Origin of the sequence: Geobacillus sp. WSUCF-018B (assembly GCF_002809985.1) — a bacterium.
GTDB lineage: Bacteria > Bacillota > Bacilli > Bacillales > Anoxybacillaceae > Geobacillus > Geobacillus thermophilus.
On sequence record NZ_PIJF01000005.1, the window covers coordinates 40869 to 61043 of the forward strand.

Annotated in this window: 23 protein-coding genes, 1 pseudogene and 1 riboswitch; of the genes and pseudogenes, 11 read left to right on the forward strand and 13 right to left on the reverse strand. The window is 54.2% G+C overall.

Features of this window, described 5'->3' with window-relative positions; translation table 11 throughout:
• The first annotated feature begins 165 nt into the window (after nucleotides 1-165).
• Nucleotides 166-708, forward strand: a complete 543-nt coding sequence (locus tag CV944_RS02805) for a gamma carbonic anhydrase (protein WP_063329859.1) — start codon at nucleotides 166-168, stop codon at nucleotides 706-708.
• 68 nt (nucleotides 709-776) lie between these two features.
• Here CV944_RS02805 and metK read toward each other — a convergent pair whose 3' ends face one another.
• Complete coding sequence (metK, locus tag CV944_RS02810) at nucleotides 777-1988, reverse strand: methionine adenosyltransferase (protein ID WP_033009825.1); 1212 nt, start codon at nucleotides 1986-1988, stop codon at nucleotides 777-779.
• Nucleotides 1989-2117: 129 nt separating this feature from the next.
• Nucleotides 2118-2232, reverse strand: a riboswitch (SAM riboswitch).
• Between the two features lie 468 nt (nucleotides 2233-2700).
• On the opposite strand from metK, the gene pckA reads away from it, so the two are divergent.
• Complete coding sequence (pckA, locus tag CV944_RS02815; protein ID WP_100663806.1) at nucleotides 2701-4287, forward strand: phosphoenolpyruvate carboxykinase (ATP); 1587 nt, start codon at nucleotides 2701-2703, stop codon at nucleotides 4285-4287.
• 645 nt (nucleotides 4288-4932) lie between these two features.
• The gene (locus tag CV944_RS02820) at nucleotides 4933-6180 is read left to right on the forward strand and encodes an MFS transporter (RefSeq protein ID WP_100663807.1); all 1248 of its coding nucleotides are present in this window, start codon (nucleotides 4933-4935) and stop codon (nucleotides 6178-6180) included.
• A gap of 272 nt (nucleotides 6181-6452) precedes the next feature.
• On the opposite strand, the gene CV944_RS02825 is transcribed toward CV944_RS02820, so the two are convergent.
• The 3 genes from CV944_RS02825 to CV944_RS02835 all read right to left on the reverse strand — a co-directional run bounded on the left by CV944_RS02825 (nucleotide 6453) and on the right by CV944_RS02835 (nucleotide 8748).
• Nucleotides 6453-7415 carry an Rpn family recombination-promoting nuclease/putative transposase gene (locus tag CV944_RS02825; protein ID WP_100659611.1) on the reverse strand — a complete coding sequence of 321 codons (963 nt, stop codon included), beginning with the start codon at nucleotides 7413-7415 and terminating at the stop codon, nucleotides 6453-6455.
• Nucleotides 7416-7648: 233 nt separating this feature from the next.
• Nucleotides 7649-7891, reverse strand: coding sequence for a DUF2584 domain-containing protein (locus CV944_RS02830; protein ID WP_033009830.1), 243 nt, complete (start codon nucleotides 7889-7891; stop codon nucleotides 7649-7651).
• 68 nt (nucleotides 7892-7959) lie between these two features.
• Complete coding sequence (locus CV944_RS02835) at nucleotides 7960-8748, reverse strand: alpha/beta hydrolase family protein (RefSeq protein ID WP_100663808.1); 789 nt, start codon at nucleotides 8746-8748, stop codon at nucleotides 7960-7962.
• Nucleotides 8749-9041: 293 nt separating this feature from the next.
• Here CV944_RS02835 and CV944_RS02840 point away from each other — a divergent pair, with 293 nt between their 5' ends.
• Genes CV944_RS02840 through CV944_RS02850 form a run of 3 tightly spaced genes read left to right on the forward strand, consistent with a single transcriptional unit; the run spans nucleotide 9042 to nucleotide 11649 of the window.
• Nucleotides 9042-10049, forward strand: coding sequence for an ABC transporter substrate-binding protein (locus CV944_RS02840; RefSeq protein WP_100663809.1), 1008 nt, complete (start codon nucleotides 9042-9044; stop codon nucleotides 10047-10049).
• A 15-nt stretch (nucleotides 10050-10064) separates the two neighbouring features.
• Nucleotides 10065-10856 carry an ABC transporter ATP-binding protein gene (locus tag CV944_RS02845; RefSeq protein ID WP_063330486.1) on the forward strand — a complete coding sequence of 264 codons (792 nt, stop codon included), beginning with the start codon at nucleotides 10065-10067 and terminating at the stop codon, nucleotides 10854-10856.
• Nucleotides 10840-11649 (forward strand): ABC transporter permease, encoded by an 810-nt coding sequence (locus CV944_RS02850; RefSeq protein ID WP_100663810.1) that lies wholly within the window; start codon nucleotides 10840-10842, stop codon nucleotides 11647-11649. The genes CV944_RS02845 and CV944_RS02850 overlap by 17 nt, the downstream gene beginning before the upstream one ends.
• 457 nt (nucleotides 11650-12106) lie before the next feature.
• On the opposite strand, the gene ytkD is transcribed toward CV944_RS02850, so the two are convergent.
• The 4 genes from ytkD to CV944_RS02870 form a co-directional block, all read right to left on the reverse strand.
• The gene (gene ytkD / locus CV944_RS02855) at nucleotides 12107-12574 is read right to left on the reverse strand and encodes an RNA deprotection pyrophosphohydrolase (RefSeq protein ID WP_100663811.1); all 468 of its coding nucleotides are present in this window, start codon (nucleotides 12572-12574) and stop codon (nucleotides 12107-12109) included.
• Between the two features lie 59 nt (nucleotides 12575-12633).
• Entirely contained in the window at nucleotides 12634-12966 is a 333-nt protein-coding gene (locus CV944_RS02860; RefSeq protein ID WP_033009840.1) for a hypothetical protein, read from the reverse strand.
• A 61-nt stretch (nucleotides 12967-13027) separates the two neighbouring features.
• Entirely contained in the window at nucleotides 13028-13423 is a 396-nt protein-coding gene (locus CV944_RS02865; RefSeq protein ID WP_100663812.1) for a phage holin family protein, read from the reverse strand.
• A 153-nt stretch (nucleotides 13424-13576) separates the two neighbouring features.
• Complete coding sequence (locus CV944_RS02870) at nucleotides 13577-14017, reverse strand: Dps family protein (RefSeq protein ID WP_100663813.1); 441 nt, start codon at nucleotides 14015-14017, stop codon at nucleotides 13577-13579.
• A 151-nt stretch (nucleotides 14018-14168) separates the two neighbouring features.
• Here CV944_RS02870 and ytzI point away from each other — a divergent pair, with 151 nt between their 5' ends.
• The gene (gene ytzI / locus CV944_RS02875) at nucleotides 14169-14327 is read left to right on the forward strand and encodes a YtzI protein (RefSeq protein ID WP_198518495.1); all 159 of its coding nucleotides are present in this window, start codon (nucleotides 14169-14171) and stop codon (nucleotides 14325-14327) included.
• A gap of 22 nt (nucleotides 14328-14349) precedes the next feature.
• On the opposite strand, the gene CV944_RS02880 is transcribed toward ytzI, so the two are convergent.
• Nucleotides 14350-14826 (reverse strand): S-ribosylhomocysteine lyase, encoded by a 477-nt coding sequence (locus CV944_RS02880; protein WP_100659618.1) that lies wholly within the window; start codon nucleotides 14824-14826, stop codon nucleotides 14350-14352.
• Between the two features lie 449 nt (nucleotides 14827-15275).
• On the opposite strand from CV944_RS02880, the gene yidD reads away from it, so the two are divergent.
• Complete coding sequence (gene yidD / locus CV944_RS02890) at nucleotides 15276-15497, forward strand: membrane protein insertion efficiency factor YidD (protein ID WP_369806425.1); 222 nt, start codon at nucleotides 15276-15278, stop codon at nucleotides 15495-15497.
• 208 nt (nucleotides 15498-15705) lie between these two features.
• Nucleotides 15706-16671 carry a metal ABC transporter substrate-binding protein gene (locus tag CV944_RS02895; RefSeq protein ID WP_033009846.1) on the forward strand — a complete coding sequence of 322 codons (966 nt, stop codon included), beginning with the start codon at nucleotides 15706-15708 and terminating at the stop codon, nucleotides 16669-16671.
• A 121-nt stretch (nucleotides 16672-16792) separates the two neighbouring features.
• On the opposite strand, the pseudogene CV944_RS02900 reads toward CV944_RS02895, so the two are convergent.
• The 3 genes and pseudogenes from CV944_RS02900 to CV944_RS02910 form a co-directional block, all read right to left on the reverse strand.
• Nucleotides 16793-17191, reverse strand: a pseudogene (locus CV944_RS02900) (c-type cytochrome); the annotation flags it as partial.
• A 57-nt stretch (nucleotides 17192-17248) separates the two neighbouring features.
• Nucleotides 17249-17728, reverse strand: coding sequence for a hypothetical protein (locus CV944_RS02905; RefSeq protein WP_100659622.1), 480 nt, complete (start codon nucleotides 17726-17728; stop codon nucleotides 17249-17251).
• 16 nt (nucleotides 17729-17744) lie between these two features.
• Nucleotides 17745-18035 (reverse strand): DUF2325 domain-containing protein, encoded by a 291-nt coding sequence (locus tag CV944_RS02910; RefSeq protein ID WP_033009850.1) that lies wholly within the window; start codon nucleotides 18033-18035, stop codon nucleotides 17745-17747.
• Between the two features lie 178 nt (nucleotides 18036-18213).
• On the opposite strand from CV944_RS02910, the gene CV944_RS02915 reads away from it, so the two are divergent.
• Nucleotides 18214-18375: a DUF1540 domain-containing protein gene (locus CV944_RS02915; protein WP_080729586.1), complete on the forward strand. Its 162-nt coding sequence runs from the start codon at nucleotides 18214-18216 to the stop codon at nucleotides 18373-18375.
• A gap of 66 nt (nucleotides 18376-18441) precedes the next feature.
• A complete protein-coding gene (locus CV944_RS02920; protein ID WP_033009865.1) occupies nucleotides 18442-18642 on the forward strand; it encodes a hypothetical protein in 201 nt (66 codons plus the stop codon).
• Between the two features lie 31 nt (nucleotides 18643-18673).
• On the opposite strand, the gene CV944_RS02925 is transcribed toward CV944_RS02920, so the two are convergent.
• Entirely contained in the window at nucleotides 18674-20155 is a 1482-nt protein-coding gene (locus CV944_RS02925; protein ID WP_100659623.1) for an o-succinylbenzoate--CoA ligase, read from the reverse strand.
• Nucleotides 20156-20175: the final 20 nt, after the last annotated feature.

A 20175-nucleotide genomic window follows, 5' to 3' on the forward strand; every position in this document is an offset into this window, starting at 1 on the left:
TTGTGAAATCGGATCTTCTTCCCCGATCCCAACCACTCATCGGGCGAAACGAAACGTTTTTCACCAATCCCGATTAGGCGCGCTCGCTTTCGTTGGCGATTTGGACGCAGCGTTGTACAATACATGGTGAACGATCGATTTTGCAACAGAAAGGAACGAACGCCCATGATCTATCCGTACAAAGGAAAAACGCCGCAAATCGCCGCCTCCGCCTTTATCGCCGACTATGTGACGATCACCGGCGATGTCGTGATCGGCGAAGAGACGAGCATTTGGTTCAATACCGTCATCCGCGGCGACGTGGCGCCGACGGTGATCGGCAACCGGGTCAATATCCAAGATAACTCAATTTTGCATCAAAGTCCAAACAATCCGCTTATCATTGAAGACGGGGTGACGGTCGGCCATCAAGTCATTTTGCACAGCGCCATCGTTCGCAAAAACGCGCTCATCGGCATGGGCTCAATCATTTTGGACCGCGCGGAAATCGGGGAAGGCGCGTTTATCGGCGCCGGCAGTTTAGTGCCGCCGGGCAAAAAAATTCCGCCCAACACGCTCGCCCTCGGCCGCCCGGCCAAAGTCGTCCGCGAACTGACGGAAGACGACCTCCGCGAAATGGAGCGCATCCGCCGCGAATATGTGGAAAAAGGGCAATATTACAAAGCGCTGCAGCAAGCCGCGCGTCCTCACGAACAAGAGCTGCCGTAATCCGGCAGCTCTTGTTCTGTTGCGTTTGCCGACGCCTGAAACGACTCGCGCATCCGCGCCGTCCGGCCTTACTTGTTCGCCAGCGCCAGCGCTTGTTCTCTCAGCGTCGTCGCTTTATCAGTGCGCTCCCACGGCAAGTCGATGTCCGTACGCCCGAAATGCCCGTAAGCGGCCGTCTGTTTGTAAATCGGGCGGCGCAGGTCAAGCATTTTGATGATGCCCGCCGGGCGGAGATCGAAGTTGCTGCGCACGACCTCAATCAAAATGTCTTCCGACACTTTGCCGGTGCCGAACGTATCAATGGAAATCGATACCGGACGGGCGACGCCGATCGCGTAGGCGAGCTGCACTTCGCATTTGTCGGCCAGTCCTGCCGCAACGATGTTTTTCGCCACATAGCGGGCCGCATACGCCGCCGAGCGGTCGACTTTCGTCGGGTCTTTGCCCGAGAACGCGCCGCCGCCATGGCGGGCGTAGCCGCCGTACGTGTCGACAATGATTTTCCGCCCCGTCAGCCCAGCATCCCCTTGCGGACCGCCGATGACAAACCGTCCTGTCGGGTTGATGAAATAGTTCGTGTTCTCATCAAGCAGCTCGGCCGGCACGACCGGTTTGATGACATGCTCCTTAATGTCGCGCTCGATTTGCTCTTGCGTAATTTCCGGATGGTGCTGCGCGGACACGACGATCGTATCGACGCGCACCGGTTTGCCGTTTTCATCGTATTCGATCGTCACTTGCGTTTTCCCGTCCGGCCGCAAGTACGGCAAGACGTCCGTTTTACGCACTTCCGCCAATCGACGCGCCAAGCGGTGCGCAAGCGAAATCGGCAGCGGCATCAATTCTTCCGTCTCATTGCAGGCGAACCCAAACATCAATCCTTGGTCGCCGGCGCCGATCGCTTCAATTTCCTCGTCAGTCATCTGACCTTCGCGCGCCTCAAGCGCCCGGTCCACCCCCATCGCAATGTCTGGCGACTGTTCGTCAATCGACGTCAGCACCGCGCACGTATCGGCGTCAAATCCGTATTTGGCGCGCGTGTAGCCGATCTCCCGGACCGTATCGCGGACGATGCGCGGAATGTCCACGTACGTTGATGTTGTGATTTCCCCACTCACGAGCACCAGCCCGGTCGTCACGCTCGTTTCGCAAGCGACACGGGCGTTCGGGTCTTTTTCCAAAATGGCATCCAAAATGGCATCAGAAATTTGGTCGCAAATTTTATCCGGATGTCCTTCTGTCACAGACTCTGACGTAAACAAGCGGCGTTTGGCTGACATTCGGTTTGTTTCCTCCTCTTAACATAATGTGGCGACACGGAACTCATTTCCCTTTTTCCCTTCGCAATATAAAAAACCTTTCCTGTAACGGCTGAGGAAAGGTCATGGCAATCGTATTGCTTCCTTTCACTCTTATCGTTCAAGGACTGCGCCTTGCCACAGGTTAGCACCATTTCACACATGTCCAGTTGTGACGGTTGCTGGGCTTCATCGGGCCTGTCCCTCCACCGGCTCGGGATAAGAGTATCCGTTCAATGAATTATCTTATCGCAATTGAAGGAACAAAGTCAACCGCAGAAGTGAATTTTTTATCATCCCGCTTCCGCGCACGAACCCAAGCAAAGGAGGAATGAGCGCCTTTCCCTTGCCTCCATAAAACAAAGGGAAGCTAAACGCAGCCCCTTTCTTTTGTATAGGAGGGGAGCGCGTCTATATAAACGTGCCGCTTCCGGCTGCATGCTTGAACAAGACGAGGCGGATTTGGCAAACGTATTGCCGATTTGGGTCATCACTGCCTGCTTCCTTAATAGCAAGACAGTAAGACAACCCGGGAACGGCCGCCTCCCGCTTGAAGCACAGGCGGGAGAGCGTGCAAAATCTGAAAAATAGGCAAAATAAGTTCAAAAAAACCCACACAATTAGTATGGACTATTAATAAAAATGTGTTATACTATTTTCAAGAGTGATTACAAAAAGAAGGCAGGTTGTGAACATGGGGATCGCAAACATGACAAATAAGCTGGATGTATTGCTGCAAAAACCGTACGTACATCACCAATTGTCCGTCGCCGAGCTCGTCGAGAAAGTATTGCAGCGGAACGAAGGACGGCTGACCCACACCGGGGCGGTTGCCGTGACAACCGGCAAGTACACGGGGCGGTCGCCGAAAGACAAATACATCGTCGAAGAACCGTCCACGAAGCAAACGATCGACTGGGGAACGGTCAACCAGCCGATGTCTCCGGAAACGTTTGAGAAACTGTACGACAAAGTGCTCGATTATTTAATGAAACAAGATGAACTGTTCGTCTTTAAAGGCTTTGCCGGCGCCGATCCGAAATACCGGCTGCCGATTCAAGTCGTCAACGAATTCGCCTGGCACAACTTGTTCGTCCATCAGCTGTTCATCCGCCCGAGCGCCGAGGAGCTCGCCGCGCACGAGCCGCAATTCACCGTCATTTGCGCGCCGAACTTTAAAGCCGACCCGAAGGTGGACGGGACGCGCTCGGAAGCGTTCATCATCATCTCGTTTGAACGGCGCACCGTGTTGATCGGCGGCACCGAGTATGCCGGCGAAATGAAAAAATCGATTTTCTCGGTCATGAACTATGTGCTGCCGGAACAAGGCATCCTGCCGATGCACTGCTCGGCCAACGTCGGGCAGGAAGGCGACGTCGCCCTCTTTTTCGGCTTGTCGGGAACGGGAAAAACGACGCTCTCGACCGACCCGAACCGCCGCTTGATCGGCGATGACGAACACGGTTGGTCAAGCCGCGGCATTTTCAACATCGAAGGCGGCTGCTATGCGAAATGCATCAACCTATCGCGCGAGAAAGAGCCGCAAATTTTTGACGCCATCGGCTTCGGCGCGGTGCTCGAAAACGTCGTTCTCGATGACGCGACGCGGGTGCCGAATTACGACGACGGCACGCTGACGGAAAACACACGCGCCGCCTACCCGCTTCAGGCGATCCAAAACATCATCGACCCGAGCGTCGCCGGCCATCCGTCCACGATCGTGTTTTTGACAGCCGATGCGTTCGGCGTCCTGCCGCCGATCAGCAAGCTGACGCGTGAACAGGCGATGTACCATTTCTTAAGCGGCTACACAAGCAAACTCGCCGGCACCGAACGCGGCGTCACCGAACCGGAAGCAACGTTCTCAACGTGCTTCGGCGCACCGTTTTTGCCGCGCCCGGCCGTCGAATACGCGGAAATGCTCGGGCAAAAAATCGCCGAACACAACGTCCGCGTCTTTTTGGTCAACACCGGCTGGACAGGGGGGCCGTACGGCGTCGGCAGCCGCATGAAGCTCGCCCACACCCGGGCGATGGTGCAAGCCGCCGTCGAAGGGGAGCTCGACAACGTCGAAACGGTGCAAGACCCGATTTTCGGCCTCGCCATCCCGACCCGCGTCCCGGGCGTGCCGGATGACGTCCTGCAGCCGCAAAACACATGGGCTGACAAACAAGCATACGAACAAAAAGCAAAAGAGCTGGCGCAAAAGTTCCGCGCCAACTTCCGAAAGTTCGCCCATATCGACCCGACGATCGAAAAACTCGGCGGACCGCTCGTGTAACAAGAACCCGGCCGGACAGGGAACATCCTGTTCGGCCGGTTTTTCTGTTCTTTCCTCTGCTTTCGTCTCCGACACTGAATCGTTAGACATTTCTGTACGTCGGTCCGTTTCATTCGCCTCAAACAACCAGACTCGAGCAAACGCAATGAGCTTCTGTGTTTTCATTTGCCGCAATGGCCATGAGTTCTGCAAGGAATACGTAATGTCATCAAAAGATGGATGATTAATGAACTTGCGCATTATTTCTAAAGTTTTTACTCCCTGTTTCCCCAAGAATTGTGTTCTTACTTCTATTTCTCCAACTGTTTTCCGCAAATCATTCATATACTTATCACAATTTTTAGTATCATTAAACAAGTGATCAAGATGCATAATTCCTATAGAAACTCCAGCAGCATGATATGCTCTGTCTAAAGGCCTTTTGATTTTCAAGATACTCTAAACAGAATAAGGGGGAGGCTTCCATTGCTTCAGTATATCCATTTACCTTTAGCAGATTGTTGAAAATCAACCCGTTTTCCTTCGCTCCATCGTTTTGGGGCGTGGCAAAAAGCCAGTTTCATCAAAGACTGAAGATCTGATTTTTGGTTCATTTTGACTATTCCATCACCAGTCGTTTCGATGATCAAAGAGAGGATTGAGGTCATGAAAAAGAAACCATTTCATTTCCTTTGGATCGGACAATCTTTCGCGAATTTCGGAGATGTGTTCTACATTGTTTCCGTTGTCTCTTACCTATATCATTTGACATCGAAAGCCATGGCTGCCGCATTAGTCCCTTTTTTCGTTACATTGTCGTTATTTATTAGCGGAATCGTCGCACCGATATTTTTCGAAAAATATAAACTAAAAACGTTATTGTCCTACGGACAAATGTGTAAAACATTTCTGCTGCTTTTTCTCTCGCTGTTTTTGCACTGGGGTGCGGAACATTACACTGCGATCGTTTATGTTTTTGTATCATTGATCGCTTTTTTAGATGGGATCAATAATCCGATTAAAAACTCCCTCGTTCCTTTTATCGTTTCCAAGGAGGAAATCTTGAAAGCCAACAGTTTTGTAAACACGTTAGACCAATTCATCAAACTTAGCGCATGGCCGATTGGGAGTTTGATTGTCAGTGTAGGGTCGCCGTTCCTTTTAATCAATATCACCTTATTGTTCTATGTCGTCTCAAGCATTCTCATGTTTCTGTTGCATATACAAGAACATACAAAGAAGAAGACGGCTCAAGGCAAAGGCCTAAAGAACTTTCTCCTTTCGATCAGTCTAGGATGGGAATACACGTGGAGAAATGTGCACGCTAAATCGATTAGCTTCATGTCATTTTTTGAAGGAATCGGAAATGGGGTCTGGATTTCGGCCATCCTTTATATGTATGTGAAAGAACAATTACATGTAGGAGAGGAATGGTGGGGATATATTAACTCTGTTTTCTTTGGCGGCATGGTGATAGGGGGATTGTTAAGCGTTAAGTTTAGTCAATCGGTTGAAAAAAATCAGCAATTTTTTGTATTGTTTGGCCCGTTTTGTATCGCTATTGTCACACTGTTATTTGGCACAACGACGCACGGTGCGCTGGCGCTTCTGTATTCCGCCCTGTACGGGATCATCGAACAATGGAAGGTGATTTGCCTTCAGACGATTCTGCAAAAAAATGCCCGGATGGACGCTCTGCCTCATGTTTTTTCCGTGCAGGGAGTCATTAGTTCCGTAACATTCGGAATTTCCACATTGTTAATGAGCTTTATCGCCGATGTTTACGGGATTCGTTTTTCATTTTATTTGTCTGTTTGCTGCTTTTTGATCAGCGGCTGGATCAGTTATCGTCAGCGAAAAATCTGGAGTTATAAGGAGAACCAAAAAGGAGAAATCACGGGAACTATTTTGTGAGCTCCCTCTGTAAATGATCACTTTATTTCAGAACAAAGCAAAGGAATCAGTCTTGCTTAATCATATGGCAGAGTGCAAACCGAAGGATTGTTTGCGCCCCTGCCTTTTCAACATTAGAATCAAAACGCCAATCGGGACGATGAACGTCGCCGACAAATTCTGTCAATAGACTTTACCCTCGATGGCCGTAAGGTTCGAACGCATAAAATGATTGTCGTCGATCCCCCGGGGTTTTTGCACGATTGGGGGTCGACGACAATGCGAAGGCGGGTTTACTTCTTCAGCTGTTCAATCTTTTCCGCCGGCAGCCCGGTCAGCTCGTGGACCGTGTCGACATCGTACCCTTTCGCCAACATTTTCTTCGCGATGTCGATTTTCCCTTCCTCGATCCCTTTTTGACGTCCCTGTTCAATCCCTTGCTTCATCCCTTGCTTCATCCCTTGCTTTATTCCTTGTTTCAACCCTTGTTCGATTCCTTGTTTGACTCCTTGTTGAATGCCTTTCTCGATTCCCCGCTGTTCGTATGAGATGATGAGCTCCATCACTTGTTTCGCTTCCTTCGTCTCCATTTGGCTCACCTCGTTTCGCAGTTGGATTTCCTCCGCTTCGGACAACCGCAAATACGTTTCAAAAAACCCAAACAACAGCCGCTGCTTCGCCTCATCGAGCTCGAGGCGGACTAGCATGCGCAAAAACTCCTTTTTCACTTCCACCTTCTCGCTTTCATTATACCCCATTTTGCTTAACAAGGCGGCGGCAACCGGATTGTCACGGCGGATGTACTCGCGCCACGGCAGTTTGCGCAGTTCCACCGTCAGAAAGCGGAAGTCAAGAACCGTCAAAAATGGAAATTGAATCATCAATGAGGAAGGTTCGTCGTGGCGTTCGTCGTAGCTGAAGATGGCAATCGGGAGGATGCGGCGGCGGTGTTTTTGAAACAAGCGGCTGAAGTAGAGGAACATTCGCTCGGGGAACGTCCGCTGCTTATAGCTTTGATGTTCGACGTGAACGATGACGAGCCCGTCTTCCCCTTTTACCTTTGTTTCGACCAACAAGTCGACGCGGTGCTTCTCCCCGGCTGTCACGTCGGTGAACAGCTCTTCGGAGAGGAAAGAGAGATGGTGAACGTCGATGTGCTCGTACACGTCAGGAAAGAAAAGAAGCAAAAAGTCTTCGAAAAACGTCGACAGCAGCTCCTTGAACAACCGGTCGTGATCGATTCGCTGTTTGGCCACGTTTTCCCTCCTTTCGATATCAAATTCATTGCATCCTATTCGCTTTCTTCCGGCCCAACTCCTGCTTTTCCCCGAACTTTTTCATCCGTTTCGCTGTTACGGCCGGAATCGGGGCAAGCGGCCTAGTTTTCCCTCGCTTCCAAAACAGGGAGCGCAAACCGTTCTTCCGTTTGCGCTCCCATTCCCCGTTTAGTCGGCCGCCCCATTCGGTGCGGCTCCGCGGTCTCCCGCATTCAATTCGTCGAATACAGGCTGACGAGCTCGTACGTCACCGTCGTCCGGTTGTCTTCCCACTCGAGCTTTTTCACGACCGCGATGCCGCTCGCTTCGCTTTGTACGGTCCGGCGCACTTCAAGCGGCACGTCGAGCGGATACAAGCGGTATCCGTCTTTTTCCAGCACAAACACATTTCCTTGAACGCGCTGTTCCTTCCCTTTGGTCACAATGACCGTCTGCACTTCCATCGGCATGCCCATATGATTTCAACCTCCTTGGCTGCCCATCGATTCGTTGGCGGCCGCGCCGCCTTTCTACTCGTATCGTATCACACCGTCGGCTGTTGTTTCATCCATTGTGTAAGCCTTTGCACCGTCTTGCGGTTGGCTGGCGGCGGAAAATAGTGGGTGAACGTGGGGAAGTACCATGCGGTCACCGGTTTGCCGAGCTGCTTCAACCGCCGTTCCAGCCGCCAAGCGTGCTCAATCGATACGTTCTCATCACGTCCGCCGTGGATGATGAGCACCGGGGCCTTGAGCCGCTCCAAATGGTAGAGCGGCGTGCGGTGCCGATAGCGCTCTGGGCATTTGTTCGGCGTCCCGCCGATGACGCGCTTCATCATCCGCCGCAAGTCTGGCCTCTCTTGATACGTAAGCGCCATATCGGTCACCCCTCCCCAAACTGCGACTGAACAGACCTTTTCCGCCATAAGGGCGGCATGAAGCGCCATCGCCCCGCCGCGCGAGAAGCCGAACAGATGGACGCGCCCCGGGTGGACGAGCGGGTGGCGGCGAAGAAGCTCAAACCCGGCAAATGCGTCATAGCGATCGTCGCCGGCGAAATCTTCGTTCCCTTCCCCGCCTCCGTTGCCGCGGTAAAGCGGGGCGAAGACGGCAAATCCGCGCGACGCGAACTCGATGAGGCGCGGCACTCGCACCTGCCCGACGTTTTTGATCCCGCCGCGCAAATATAAAAACCCGTCGTACACGCCGTTTCCTTTCGGCACCGCGAAAAACCCTTTCACCTTCAGCCCTTGGGACATATAGGTGACAACGAACACATCGATTCCCGGATGCGGCGACGGAAACCGGTATTGGTCGATGATGTCCCCGTCCATACGCCTGCCTCCTTCCTACGCGAAAACAGATGATGTGCGAACCACCCGTCATCATCCCCCAACGCCTTCTTTCATTAGGACAAGTGGGGATGTCCGACTGCCTCGCCGCTCTTGCATGCCGCCCTTGGAAGAGCATCAACTTGAAAAAGCCCTCGAGTGCGAGGAACGGCCCGACCGCCACCTGTTCTCGGCCGACCGCCTATTTTTTCTAGGCATTCACACATTTTTCCCTCCTGCATACGATAAGGTGAAACCAATGTTCACCGCACGTGGACGAAAAGGGGGTAAGCCGCATGAAAAAATGGATCGCATGGTTGTGTTCGCTTCTTCTCCTTTTGCCGCTCGCTGCCTGCAGCAACGGCGCCGACGAAGGAAAAAAACCGCTTAAAACTGTGCGCCTCGCCGAAGTGACGCGTTCGATTTTTTACGCGCCGCAGTACGTCGCCTTGGCGAAAGGGTTCTTCAAGGAAGAGGGGCTCGATGTCGAGCTGACGACGACATGGGGCGGCGACAAAACGATGACGACGCTTCTTTCCGGGGGCGCGGACATCGCGTTGGTCGGTTCGGAAACATCCATTTATGTGTATGCACAAGGGACGGACGATCCCGTCATCAATTTCGCGCAGCTCACGCAAACCGACGGGACGTTTCTCGTTTCCCGCAAAAAAATCGACCACTTTACGTGGGAGATGTTGAAAGGAAGCACGTTCCTCGGCCAACGGAAAGGCGGCATGCCGCAGATGGTCGGCGAATATGTGCTGAAAAAGCACGGCATTGACCCGCATCGGGATTTGAAGCTGATCCAAAACGTCGATTTCGCCAACATCGCCAACGCCTTTGCGAGCGGGACGGGCGATTTCGTCCAGCTGTTTGAGCCGACGGCGAGCCTTTTCGAACAAGAAGGAAAAGGCTATATCGTCGCTTCGTTCGGCATGGAGTCCGGACGCGTCCCGTACACATCGTACATGGCGAAACAAAGCTATATGAAAGAGCATAAAGACGTGATTGAAACATTCACAAGAGCCATCTATAAGGCGCAGCAATGGGTCGACTCGCACAGCGCCGCCGAGGTGGCGAATGCCATCCAGCCGTATTTCAAAGACACCGATTTGGCTTTGATTGAACAAGTCGTCGACCGATACAAAAGCCAAGGCACATACGCGACCGATCCGATTTTGGATGAAGAAGAATGGAATCACTTGCAAGACATTATGGCCGAAGCTGGCGAGCTGCCGAAGCGCATCGACCTGAACACGCTTGTTGATTCGTCGTTTGCCAAAAACGCGATGAACACGCAATGAAAGCGGGTGAACGGAATGTTTCTTTCGATCGACCGCCTTTCGCACACGTATTTGACGAAAACGAACGCCGTCACCGCGCTTGTTGATGTGTCGCTGTCCGTCGAGAAAGGAGAATTTGTTTCCTTTCTCGGCCCAAGCGGCTGCGGCAAAACGACGCTTTTGTCCATCATCGCTGGGCTGATTGAACCGACGGAAGGGGCGGTCCACATCGAAGGCCAACCGATTTGGCCGAGCGGAATGGCCGCGCCGACGGCGCGGCGCGCGGTCGGCTACATGCTTCAGCAAGACTACCTATTCCCATGGAAAACAATCGAAGAAAACATCCTTCTCGGCTTAAAAATGACTAGAACGCTAACTGCTCAAACCAAAGAACGGGCGCTCGCTCTGCTGGCGGAGATCGGCCTTGGCGGCGTCGAGTCGTATTACCCGAGCCAGCTGTCCGGCGGCATGCGCCAGCGTGCGGCGCTCGTGCGCACGTTGGCGACCGACCCGAAGCTGCTTTTGCTTGATGAACCGTTTTCCGCCCTCGATCAACAAACAAAGCTGAAACTGGAAGAACTCGTTTGGAAGACGTTAAAACAATACGAAAAAACAGCGGTGCTCGTCACCCATGACATCGAAGAAGCCATCGCCATGAGCGATCGCATTTTCTTGTTTTCGCCGCGCCCTGGGCGCCTTGTGCGGACGTTTGTCATCCCGGATGAACTGCGCGGCCGCCCGCCGCTTGCCGCCCGCCAGCATCCGGCGTTTTCGCCATTGTTCCAATCCATTTGGAAGGAGATGGAGGCTCTTGAATCAAGCTCCTGACCGCATCCAGTCGCTGCACCGTGAATACCTCGCCGCATTGCGCAAAGAGCGGCGAGTGATCCGCCTTTGGCAGACGGCGCTACTTGTCGCCTTTTTCGCCGTCTGGGAAGCGGCGAGCCGCTTCCATTGGGTCGATCCGCTCCTATTCAGTTCGCCCTCCGCCATCGCCAAGCTGTTTGGCGAAAAACTCGGCGATCATTCGCTGTTTGTCCACACGTGGGCGACATTGTTTGAAACGTTGCTCGGCTTTCTGATCGGCACCGCCGGCGGGGCGCTCATCGGCGCGGTCCTCTGGTGGTTTCCGCGCCTGGCGAAAACGCTCGATCCATATTTGGTCGTCTTCAACGCCATGCCGAAAGTCGCCCTCGGGCCGATTTTGATCGTCGCACTTGGGCCGGGATTTACGTCGATTATCGCCATGGGCGTCGTCATTTCGGTCATCATCACAACGATTGTCGTCTATTCGGCGTTCCAAGAAGTTAATCCGAACTATTTGAAAGTGCTGCGGACGTTCGGCGCCACCCGCTACCAATGCTTTAAAGAGGCGGTGCTGCCGGCGTCGTTCCCGGCGATCATTTCGACGTTGAAAGTGAACGTCGGCCTCGCTTGGGTCGGCGTCATCACCGGCGAGTTTCTCATCTCCAAGCAAGGGCTTGGGTATTTAATCATTTACGGCTTCCAAGTGTTCAACTTCACCCTTGTGTTGATGAGCCTGCTCATTGTCGCCTTGTTGTCTACAGGGATGTATCAGCTTGTCGCCATCATCGAGAAAAAGTGGAGCAGCCGCCGTTAAGGGACGTCCCGAACCGAAGGATGGGCGTCTCTTTTTGTATACCGCCATCTTCGCAACAGGGGAAACGCTGCAGACTGTTTCTTTCTCCTAAAAGCCGGCGGCGTAAACGGATCGTTCCATCTTCGCGGGATGCTCCCGCCGCCTGCGCTTCGCTTCAAAGCAGCGGCTTCTCGGGTCGCCCCGTCTCATGATGGGAAATGGACCGAGCGAACTCCGTGCAGCCCGCGGTTCTCGCAGACGTCCGGATGCGTCTAACCGAACTTCATCTCTCGCTTTCACTTTGTTTAGAAGTGGGAGGCTCCTTTCGGGGAATATTAAATCGAGAAACGCTATATTCCCGTTGCCCCAACATCGCCAGGTTCGAGGAAACGGTCGTTGAGCGCGCCCATGCCGGTTTCTTGGCCGCCCGCGTGTTGACCGCCCCGCGATTCGCCCTCCAAGGACAGCCGTCCGCGTTTCAGTCGATCCAGCCGCGCCGCCGGAGTTCCAGAAGCGAAAGCGCCAGCACATCGTCTTTCATCAAATAGCTGAAGCGCGAATCGGCGCGGATGTCATCCGGCAGCTCCTCAAGCAGCACCGGGCCGTTCGTTTCCAAATACGACCCCCGCTCGACGAGCGCAGCGATGTCGGCAAAATACATGTTTTTCACGATATCCGGCTCCACTTCATATTGGCCGATGTATTCAAGCCGGCCGACGATTCCCCCCGTTTCTTCCATCACTTCGCGGGCCGCGGCTTCCGCCGCTGTTTCCCCTTCTTCCACCTTGCCGCCGGGAAACTCCAAACCGCGGCGCGGATGATCGGTCAGGAGCCATTGGCCGCCATAGCGGCAAATGACCCATACATGACCGGGGGAGGGGGAAAACGGATCGGCCGTAAACGCCAGCCGGACGCGATGCCCGTAATAATCGCGAAATTCATGCATCGGACTCGCTCCTTTCTCTCCCCATTATACCGAAAAAAGCCGCTTCCTTCGCGGCTTTTTTATGCGTCGCGTTCGTCCGGAAGAATGCCCATCGAGCGGATGTGTGCTTTCGCTTCGTCGTTGCCGAGCTCATAAATCATTTTGTAAATGTCGACCATCGTCCGGTCGTACGCATCGTTTTCCCGGTCGTAATGGTATTGAATATACGGCACGTGGGCGCGCCAAAACGCCTGCCAGTCGGTCGAGTAGTTCTGGTCGAAATACTCGCGCAGGCGGGCGATTTCCTCATCAGTCGCCTCGATTTGAAAGTCCCACGGCGACGCGGTTTTCAATTGGGAAATTTCCCCAGTTGCCATCGACACGTAATACGTCTTTTTCCGTTCGTCTGCCACCTTCGTCCACTCCTTCTTCTGCTCTTTTTGTTTAGTGTGGGGCAATCGGGGAAAAATATGCTTATTTTATTTCATCTTTCAACAGCTCGATCGCCTTGCGGAGCACGGACGGGATCGGAACGCCGGCCCGGCCGGCGTTTTCGACGATGGAGATGAATTCATTAGCGATGTAGAAAAACACGATCGCATCGCGAATCAAATGCATGTTCCATCCGATCGCCACATCGACCAAGTGTGCCGCCGCCACCAGCACGAAAACCAACAGTTTCCGGGCGATGCCGCGGAAGCCGACTTGGCTTGACAATGCCCCTTCCATCGCGCTGGCGACAATGCCGGTAATATAATCGACAATGACCAGCGCCAATAAAATCACGACAAATGAGTCCACGCTGCCGACAAACATCGACAGAAACGAACCGAACAGCGACACGGCAACCATCGGGATCGGCTTGTTCACGCTCCCCCCTCCTTGAACATAGGATACGCGTAACTATCGTATGCCCGGAGGGGAGAACGCGGCGCGGCGCATTCCCTAAAAAATCGCCCTTTTTCGACAAAGAAAGGACAAAGCAAAAGGCCGTCCCCCGGCCTGAGGACAGCCTCCTCATTCTTATCGTCCTAAGAACGATTTCAACATCCAGACGTGTTTTTCCAAGCCGCGATGAATGCCAAGCAGCATATCCCCCGTCGTTTCATCGTTCACTTCATCCGCCAGCTGCATGCCTTCTTTCAGCTCGCCGGTCATCGTCTCAAAGTCGCCGGCAATGGCGGCGACCATCTGCTCGGCCGTCTCCGTCCCGGTCGCTTCTTTGACGGACGCCTGCTCGAGGCAGTCTTTCATCGTCGCCACCGGCTTTCCGCCCAACGCCAGCAGCCGCTCAGCGAGCGCATCAATATGGCCGGCCGCTTCGTTGTACAGCTGCTCAAACTTTTCGTGAAGCGTGAAAAACTGCGGGCCGGTGACGTACCAATGGTAGTTGTGCAATTTCACGTACAAAACAGTCCAGTTGGCGATTTGTTTGTTCACAATGTCGGTTAACGGTTTGGCCATGTCCATTCCTCCCTATCGTTCACTTACCCAACTTGTCCGCTCGTGAAACAACCGAACGGTGTCGATGGATAGCTTGCCCGATTGCGGTGGAAATATGAGTGGCTGGCCTTTTTGTATGCTATAATGGAAAGAAAAAAAGGAAGGCGTCATCATGTACTGGACGTTAGCCGTTTGTCTCATCATTGCGGCCGTCATTTTGGCGGCGGCGGTCGTCACCACCTCGAAAGCGTACAAGTACGAGCATACGGTGGACCCGCTTCCTGGGGAACAAGACGGCAAACAACAAGACGGCCCGAAACAGCCTCACTAGCGGCTTGGGGCCGGCTTGTTTGTCAGCCAAACACCTTTTTCAGCTCGTTTTTGTCTTGCGCCAGCCAAAAGCGCATCAAGTTTTTCGCCGCCTCTAAGTCATGGAGCTTCGCCTGGCCGCATTGCCGCTCCGTCGCCGCCGGCACCTCGGTCGCGTTCAAAGCGTCTTTCATCGCCTCTTCAAGCAAATCAATGATCTCGTCCACGGTCGGCGAGCCGCTCACGACAAGATAAAACCCAGTTTGGCAGCCCATCGGCGAGATGTCGATAATATCGAAATGATCATATTTCGCCGCATGTCGGCGCAGCGTATACGCCAACAAATGTTCGAGCGTATGAATCGCGGCCGGGTCCATCGCTTCTTTGTTCGGCTGGCAAAAGCGAATGTCAAACTTATTGACGACGCCGTCGCTGCCGACTTTGTGAACGCCGCAATGCCGAACGTACGGCGCTTTGACCGCGCAATGGTCCAATTCAAAGCTTTCCACAGGGGAAGGCATGCCCATCACTCCTCGTCAGTTGTTTTCGTTTTTATCATAACCAAAACGGCGCCTGTCCCGCACCTTTTTTGCCTGCCGCCCGTCCCGTTTGCGGCGGCTGCCGCAAAAAGGCGGCGCCAAGCCGGCCGTTCCCAAGCCCCAAGCGGGAAACGTTTTCCGCGAAAATGCATGCGCCTTGATGAACCATTTTCATGCCTAGGTGGAGGGCAAAACGCTGCCCATGCAACGTTTCCGCGAAAACGCCCGTTTCGTGCCCGGACGGAGGAAAAACTGCTGCCCATAGGACTTTTCTGGCTAACTTGATCCAGTTGGAGGCCGAACTGTGTTTCACCTGCTTTGCTTCCGCGCGGCACGAAGCATCCCTTTTTCTTGAACGGCGGAATGATTTGTCCTATGCTAAAGATAGTCAAGCTAGAAAGGAATGGTTTCGGTTGGCCAAACTGCTCATTATGCTCATCCGCTTTTACCAGCGGTTTCTCTCCCCGCTCAAACCGCCGACATGCCGCTTTTCCCCCACCTGTTCAAGCTACGGCATCGAAGCGATTCGGCGCTTTGGCGCGCTCAAAGGGGGATGGCTGACGGTCAAGCGCATTTTGAAATGCCACCCGTTCCATCCGGGCGGCTTCGACCCTGTTCCCGAGCCGGCCCGGCGTCCGAAACGAAAAACATAACGAAAGCCTCTTGCCTTCGGCTTTCTTTTTTTGTATGATGGATCATGTTAAATCGTAATGATTACTATTTTCATACATAAAGGAGGCAAAACAGATGAACAAACTTTCGGTCAAGGGTCAGGGAAACCGGCCGTGCTTCATCATTTTCAAATCGTAATGATTACGATATAATAAAAACGCCTATCCCCATTCCAGAAAGGAGTCGACCATGAGAGCTGCACCCATCCTTCTATCCTTGCTTTTAACGGCAAGCGCCTTGCTATATGGTTGCCAATCGAAACCGGAGAACGAGACCGGGACGTCAAACGATCGCCTGACGATTTACACGACCGTCTATCCGTTGGAAGACTTCACGAAAAAGATCGGCGGCGATCTTGTTGAGGTGAAAAGCATTTATCCGCCGGGCGCGGAAGCCCATACGTTCGAACCGACGACGAAAACGATCGAGCAAATCGCCGGGGCGGACGCGTTCCTTTACATCGGCCACGGGATGGAGCCGTTCGCCGAAAAGCTGAAGGAAACATTACAAAATGAGCATGTCCAATTTCTTGCGGCCACAAACGGCATCGAATTGCTTGAATCAAACCACGAAGAGGGGCATGAGGAAGAGCACCAAGACGAACACGGGGAAGAACATGAGCATGACCATGGAGACAAAGACCCGCACGTCTGGCTCGACCCGATCCGCTCGATTGCGGTCGCCGAGAACATCCGCGATTTGCTCGTTGAACTGAACCCTGAAAAAAAGGAACAGTTCAACCAAAACTTTGCAGCGTTAAAAGCCAAACTCGAGCGCCTTGACGGGCAGTTCCGCTCCGTCATCGAAAAAGCGCCCAAAAAAGAGATGCTCGTCGCCCACGCCGCCTACGGCTATTGGGAAGACCGCTACGGCCTCCGCCAGCTGAGCGTCTCCGGGCTGTCGCCGACGAACGAGCCGTCGCAAAAAGAGCTGGCCGCGCTCATCGATTTGGCGAAACGCCATGACATCCGCTACGTCCTCTTTGAGCGCAACACGCCGGCGAAAATCGCCGAAACGGTCCAGCGCGAAATCGGCGCCAAAGCGCTGTATTTGCACAACCTCGAATCGGTGACCGATGAGGATCGAAAACAAGGCCGCGACTACTTCGACTTGATGGAAGAAAACATCAAAACAATTGAACAGGCGCTTCGTTAATCCTCCGCCCCCGCTCCGGCCATTGAGCGGGGCTTTTTTTTCAAAAATAGGACATTTATGATGATAAAAAGATGTCCGCCCGGCATCAGGCGGACATCCTTTTTCTTTCCCCAGGCCGCTGCTACTCGAGAGATCGCGCGTAGGCCGCAATGGCGGCAATTTCCCCCGGCGTCAACGTTTGCACTTCCTTCGTCTCGTGTCGCCGAATCGCCTCTTCGATCATGTTCGCGCTGCCGTCATGCAAATACGGGGCTGTCGCCCATACGCCGCGCAGCGTCGGCGTATCCCACTGTTTGGGCGTCCGCGGGTTTGTGAACCGGGCGCGGGCGTCGCCTTTGGAAGCGCGGTCCTTCGGGTTGGCCGTGCCGATGTCGTGCAAGTAGGCGGTATTGGCGGTCGTCAATTTCCCGTCCGACCCGACCGCCTTGACGCTGTCGGTGAAATACTCGCCCCCATGGCAGCTTAAGCAATTCCCTTTCCCGTTAAACAGGCGCTCCCCTTCCTTCGCTTCCGCCGTCAATCAAAATAACGATTTTCATTCTCAATTTATGATTATACATTGTCCCTCCGCATCCGTTCAAGCAGAAATCCATTCGATGCGGCGGCCGACCGTCCATAAAAAGCAGCATTCCAATTCGCACGGGCAAAATCCGACCGCCTCCCGGCATAAAAGCGGCACTTGTTCCTTGCAGCGCCGGATTTCGTCCTCTTCGTCCCGCCAGAGCAGCACGCGGACCCGGTCGCAGTAGACGATATACAGCCGCGCCGCTTCCCGTTCTTCCCCGCCAGCCAACAACAGCGGGGTCTCCTCCCGTTCCTCCGGCCCAAAAAACTCGAGCAAATGGTCCGTCACTTTCGCCAGCACAAGGCCGTAATGAAGCGGCGATGGGAACGCGGCCCGAAGCAGAAGCGGACGATGCCGCTCAATGGCGTGCAGCAGCGAAAACGGCGAGCGTAGCGAAGGGGCGGTTTGGCAATACGCTTCGACCACGCGTCGAAGAAAGGCGCCGACCGCACAAGGACGCTCAGGCAAAGCGTGGTGACATGCGGCGCTCACATGGCCTCCCCCCGTTTTACGCATGTTTTTCAAGCTGCTCGAGCACAGCGTGAATCGAGCTCCACGACCGCTTGACAAAATAAATGGGCTTGTCTTTGCTTTTCGCCTTCTCTTTTACTTTTTTTGACAAGTTGTGGTTGATGTAATCGGTCATCACCAAGACAGCGTCCACATGTTCCGGAATGCCGCGCTTCACCATGTTCACTTTCCGGCCGCTCACATGAATGATTTCGCGGAACCCGGAATCCGCCAATTTATCCGTAATATGGCCTAAGTGGTCAGCTCCAACGACAAGCAGCGATGCCATAGCGCCATCCTCCTCTTTCGGTTCTCTCTGCTTTCATTTTAATTGAGAATGATTTTCTATGTCAATGATAATGATAGATATTTTCATTTAAAAATTGCGGCAGCTTCGCTCATAAATTTCGCCGCAACCGCCAAACTAGTAGTGCCGGCGATTTCATCACGACAAGGGGGATCCATCCATGGCCAAAGACGTTTTGTGTGAAGTGCGCAACTGCCATTATTGGGCGGAAGGGAACCGTTGCAGCGCTGATGCGATTTACGTCGTCAGCCATGCCGGAAACATGGCGTCTGATTCGTCGGAAACGGACTGCAAAACGTTTACTCCTTCCAATGAAGCGTAACGATTCAGCAAATAAAGCGCTGCCCGGCGTTGCGGGCGGCGCTTGCATCGTTAGAGGGGGATGACGGTGGACAAGCGCGCCAGTCTCATTCAAGCGTTCCAAAAGGAACTGAAGCGGACTCGCCCGATGGCGTCCCCGCGTTGCATCGACTCGTTCGCCAATTTGTGGGAGTACGAATTCGGTTCGTTCGAGACGCTGCCGCCGGATTTGAAACGGCTTGTCGCTTATCGAGCGGCTGAGATCGGATGGACGGATGATGACGTGTAAGGCGGGCAAACAGACGAAGCGAGCGCCCTGCTTAAAGACGGGACGCTCGCTTTTCTGCTTCCGGAATCAACGTTTTCAATTCGCGGCGCAATAGTTTTTGCGCCGCATTGCGCGGCAGCGCGTCGACGAAATAAATGCGCGCCGGCACTTTGTATTTGGCGAGCCGCTCGCGGCAAAACTGCTTCAGCCCATGCTCATCAGCCGCGGCGCCTTTTTTCAGCACTACAAAGGCACACGGCACTTGCCCCCATGTGTCATCGTCGATGCCGGTCACGCCGGCTTCTTCGACATCGGGGTGCGACAGCAGCACCGCTTCGATTTCGGCCGGATAGACGTTTTCCCCGCCGGAAATAATGAGATCGGAGCGGCGGTCGAGCACATACAAAAATCCGTCTTCGTCGACATAGCCGATATCCCCGGTGTAAAACCAGCCGCCGCGGATCGCCCGTTCCGTCGCCTCGGGGCGGTGCAAGTATCCTTTCGTCACGTTCGGTCCTTTGACGACAATTTCCCCAGCTTCATACGGCGCAGCTTGTTTTCCGTCTTGCATAATGCATAGCTCGGCCGGAAAGAGCGGCTTGCCGGCGGAGCCGAGTTTCGTCAGGCTGTATTCGGGCGCCAGCGTCACAATTTGCGATGACGTCTCCGTCATCCCGTACGTCTGGTACACCGGAATGCCTTTTTCCTTGCACGTCTCAAGCAGTGGGCGCGGCGCCGGCCCGCCGCCAAGCAGCATGCAGCGGAACGTATCCGGATAGCGCGCTTCCCCAAGCTCCGCCACCATCCGTTGCAGCATGGCGGCTACCACCGACATGATCGTCACCGTTCCGTTCATAATCAAGGCGTTCGCTTCCTTTGGGTCAAATGACGGCTGAATGTACATCGGCATGCCGTAAATGACACTGCGCATGGCGATCGACAGGCCGCTGATGTGAAACAGCGGCACGGCCGCAAGCCAGCAGTCGCCTTCGTGCAACCCGAGATTGAGCGCCGAGCCGACCGCGCTCCACCAGTGGTTGCCGTACGTTTGCAGCACGCCTTTCGGGGTGCCGGTCGTTCCGGATGTGTACATAATCGTCGCCGTCTCGTCCAACTCGAGCGTTTCCTTGAGCAGAACGTCCGCTTCCGAAAGCGCGGCGAGCGCGCTCGTCGTCATCACCCGTCCGTCGCCGCCAAGGCGCCCGGCCAGTTCCTCATCGGCAATGACAAAGCGCGCGCCGCTGTCATCGAGCTGCCAGCCGAGCTCATAAGACGTGAGGCGCACGTTTTGCAGCAAGGCGCGGGCGCCGAGCAAAAACAAGGCATGGACGATCTCGATCATCTCGATGCGGTTTTTCATCAAAACGGCGACGATGTCGCCTTCCCGAACGCCCGCTGCGGCGAGGCGGCGCGCCCATGACGCCGACGCTTCGTACAGTTCAGCAAACGTTTTCGCCCGCTCTCGATCGCGAACGGCCGTCCGCTCCGGGGTTAAAAACGCCCGCTGCTTCAGCCAGTTTGGCATTGTGGTCATGCGTTCTCCTCCTTTCGGCC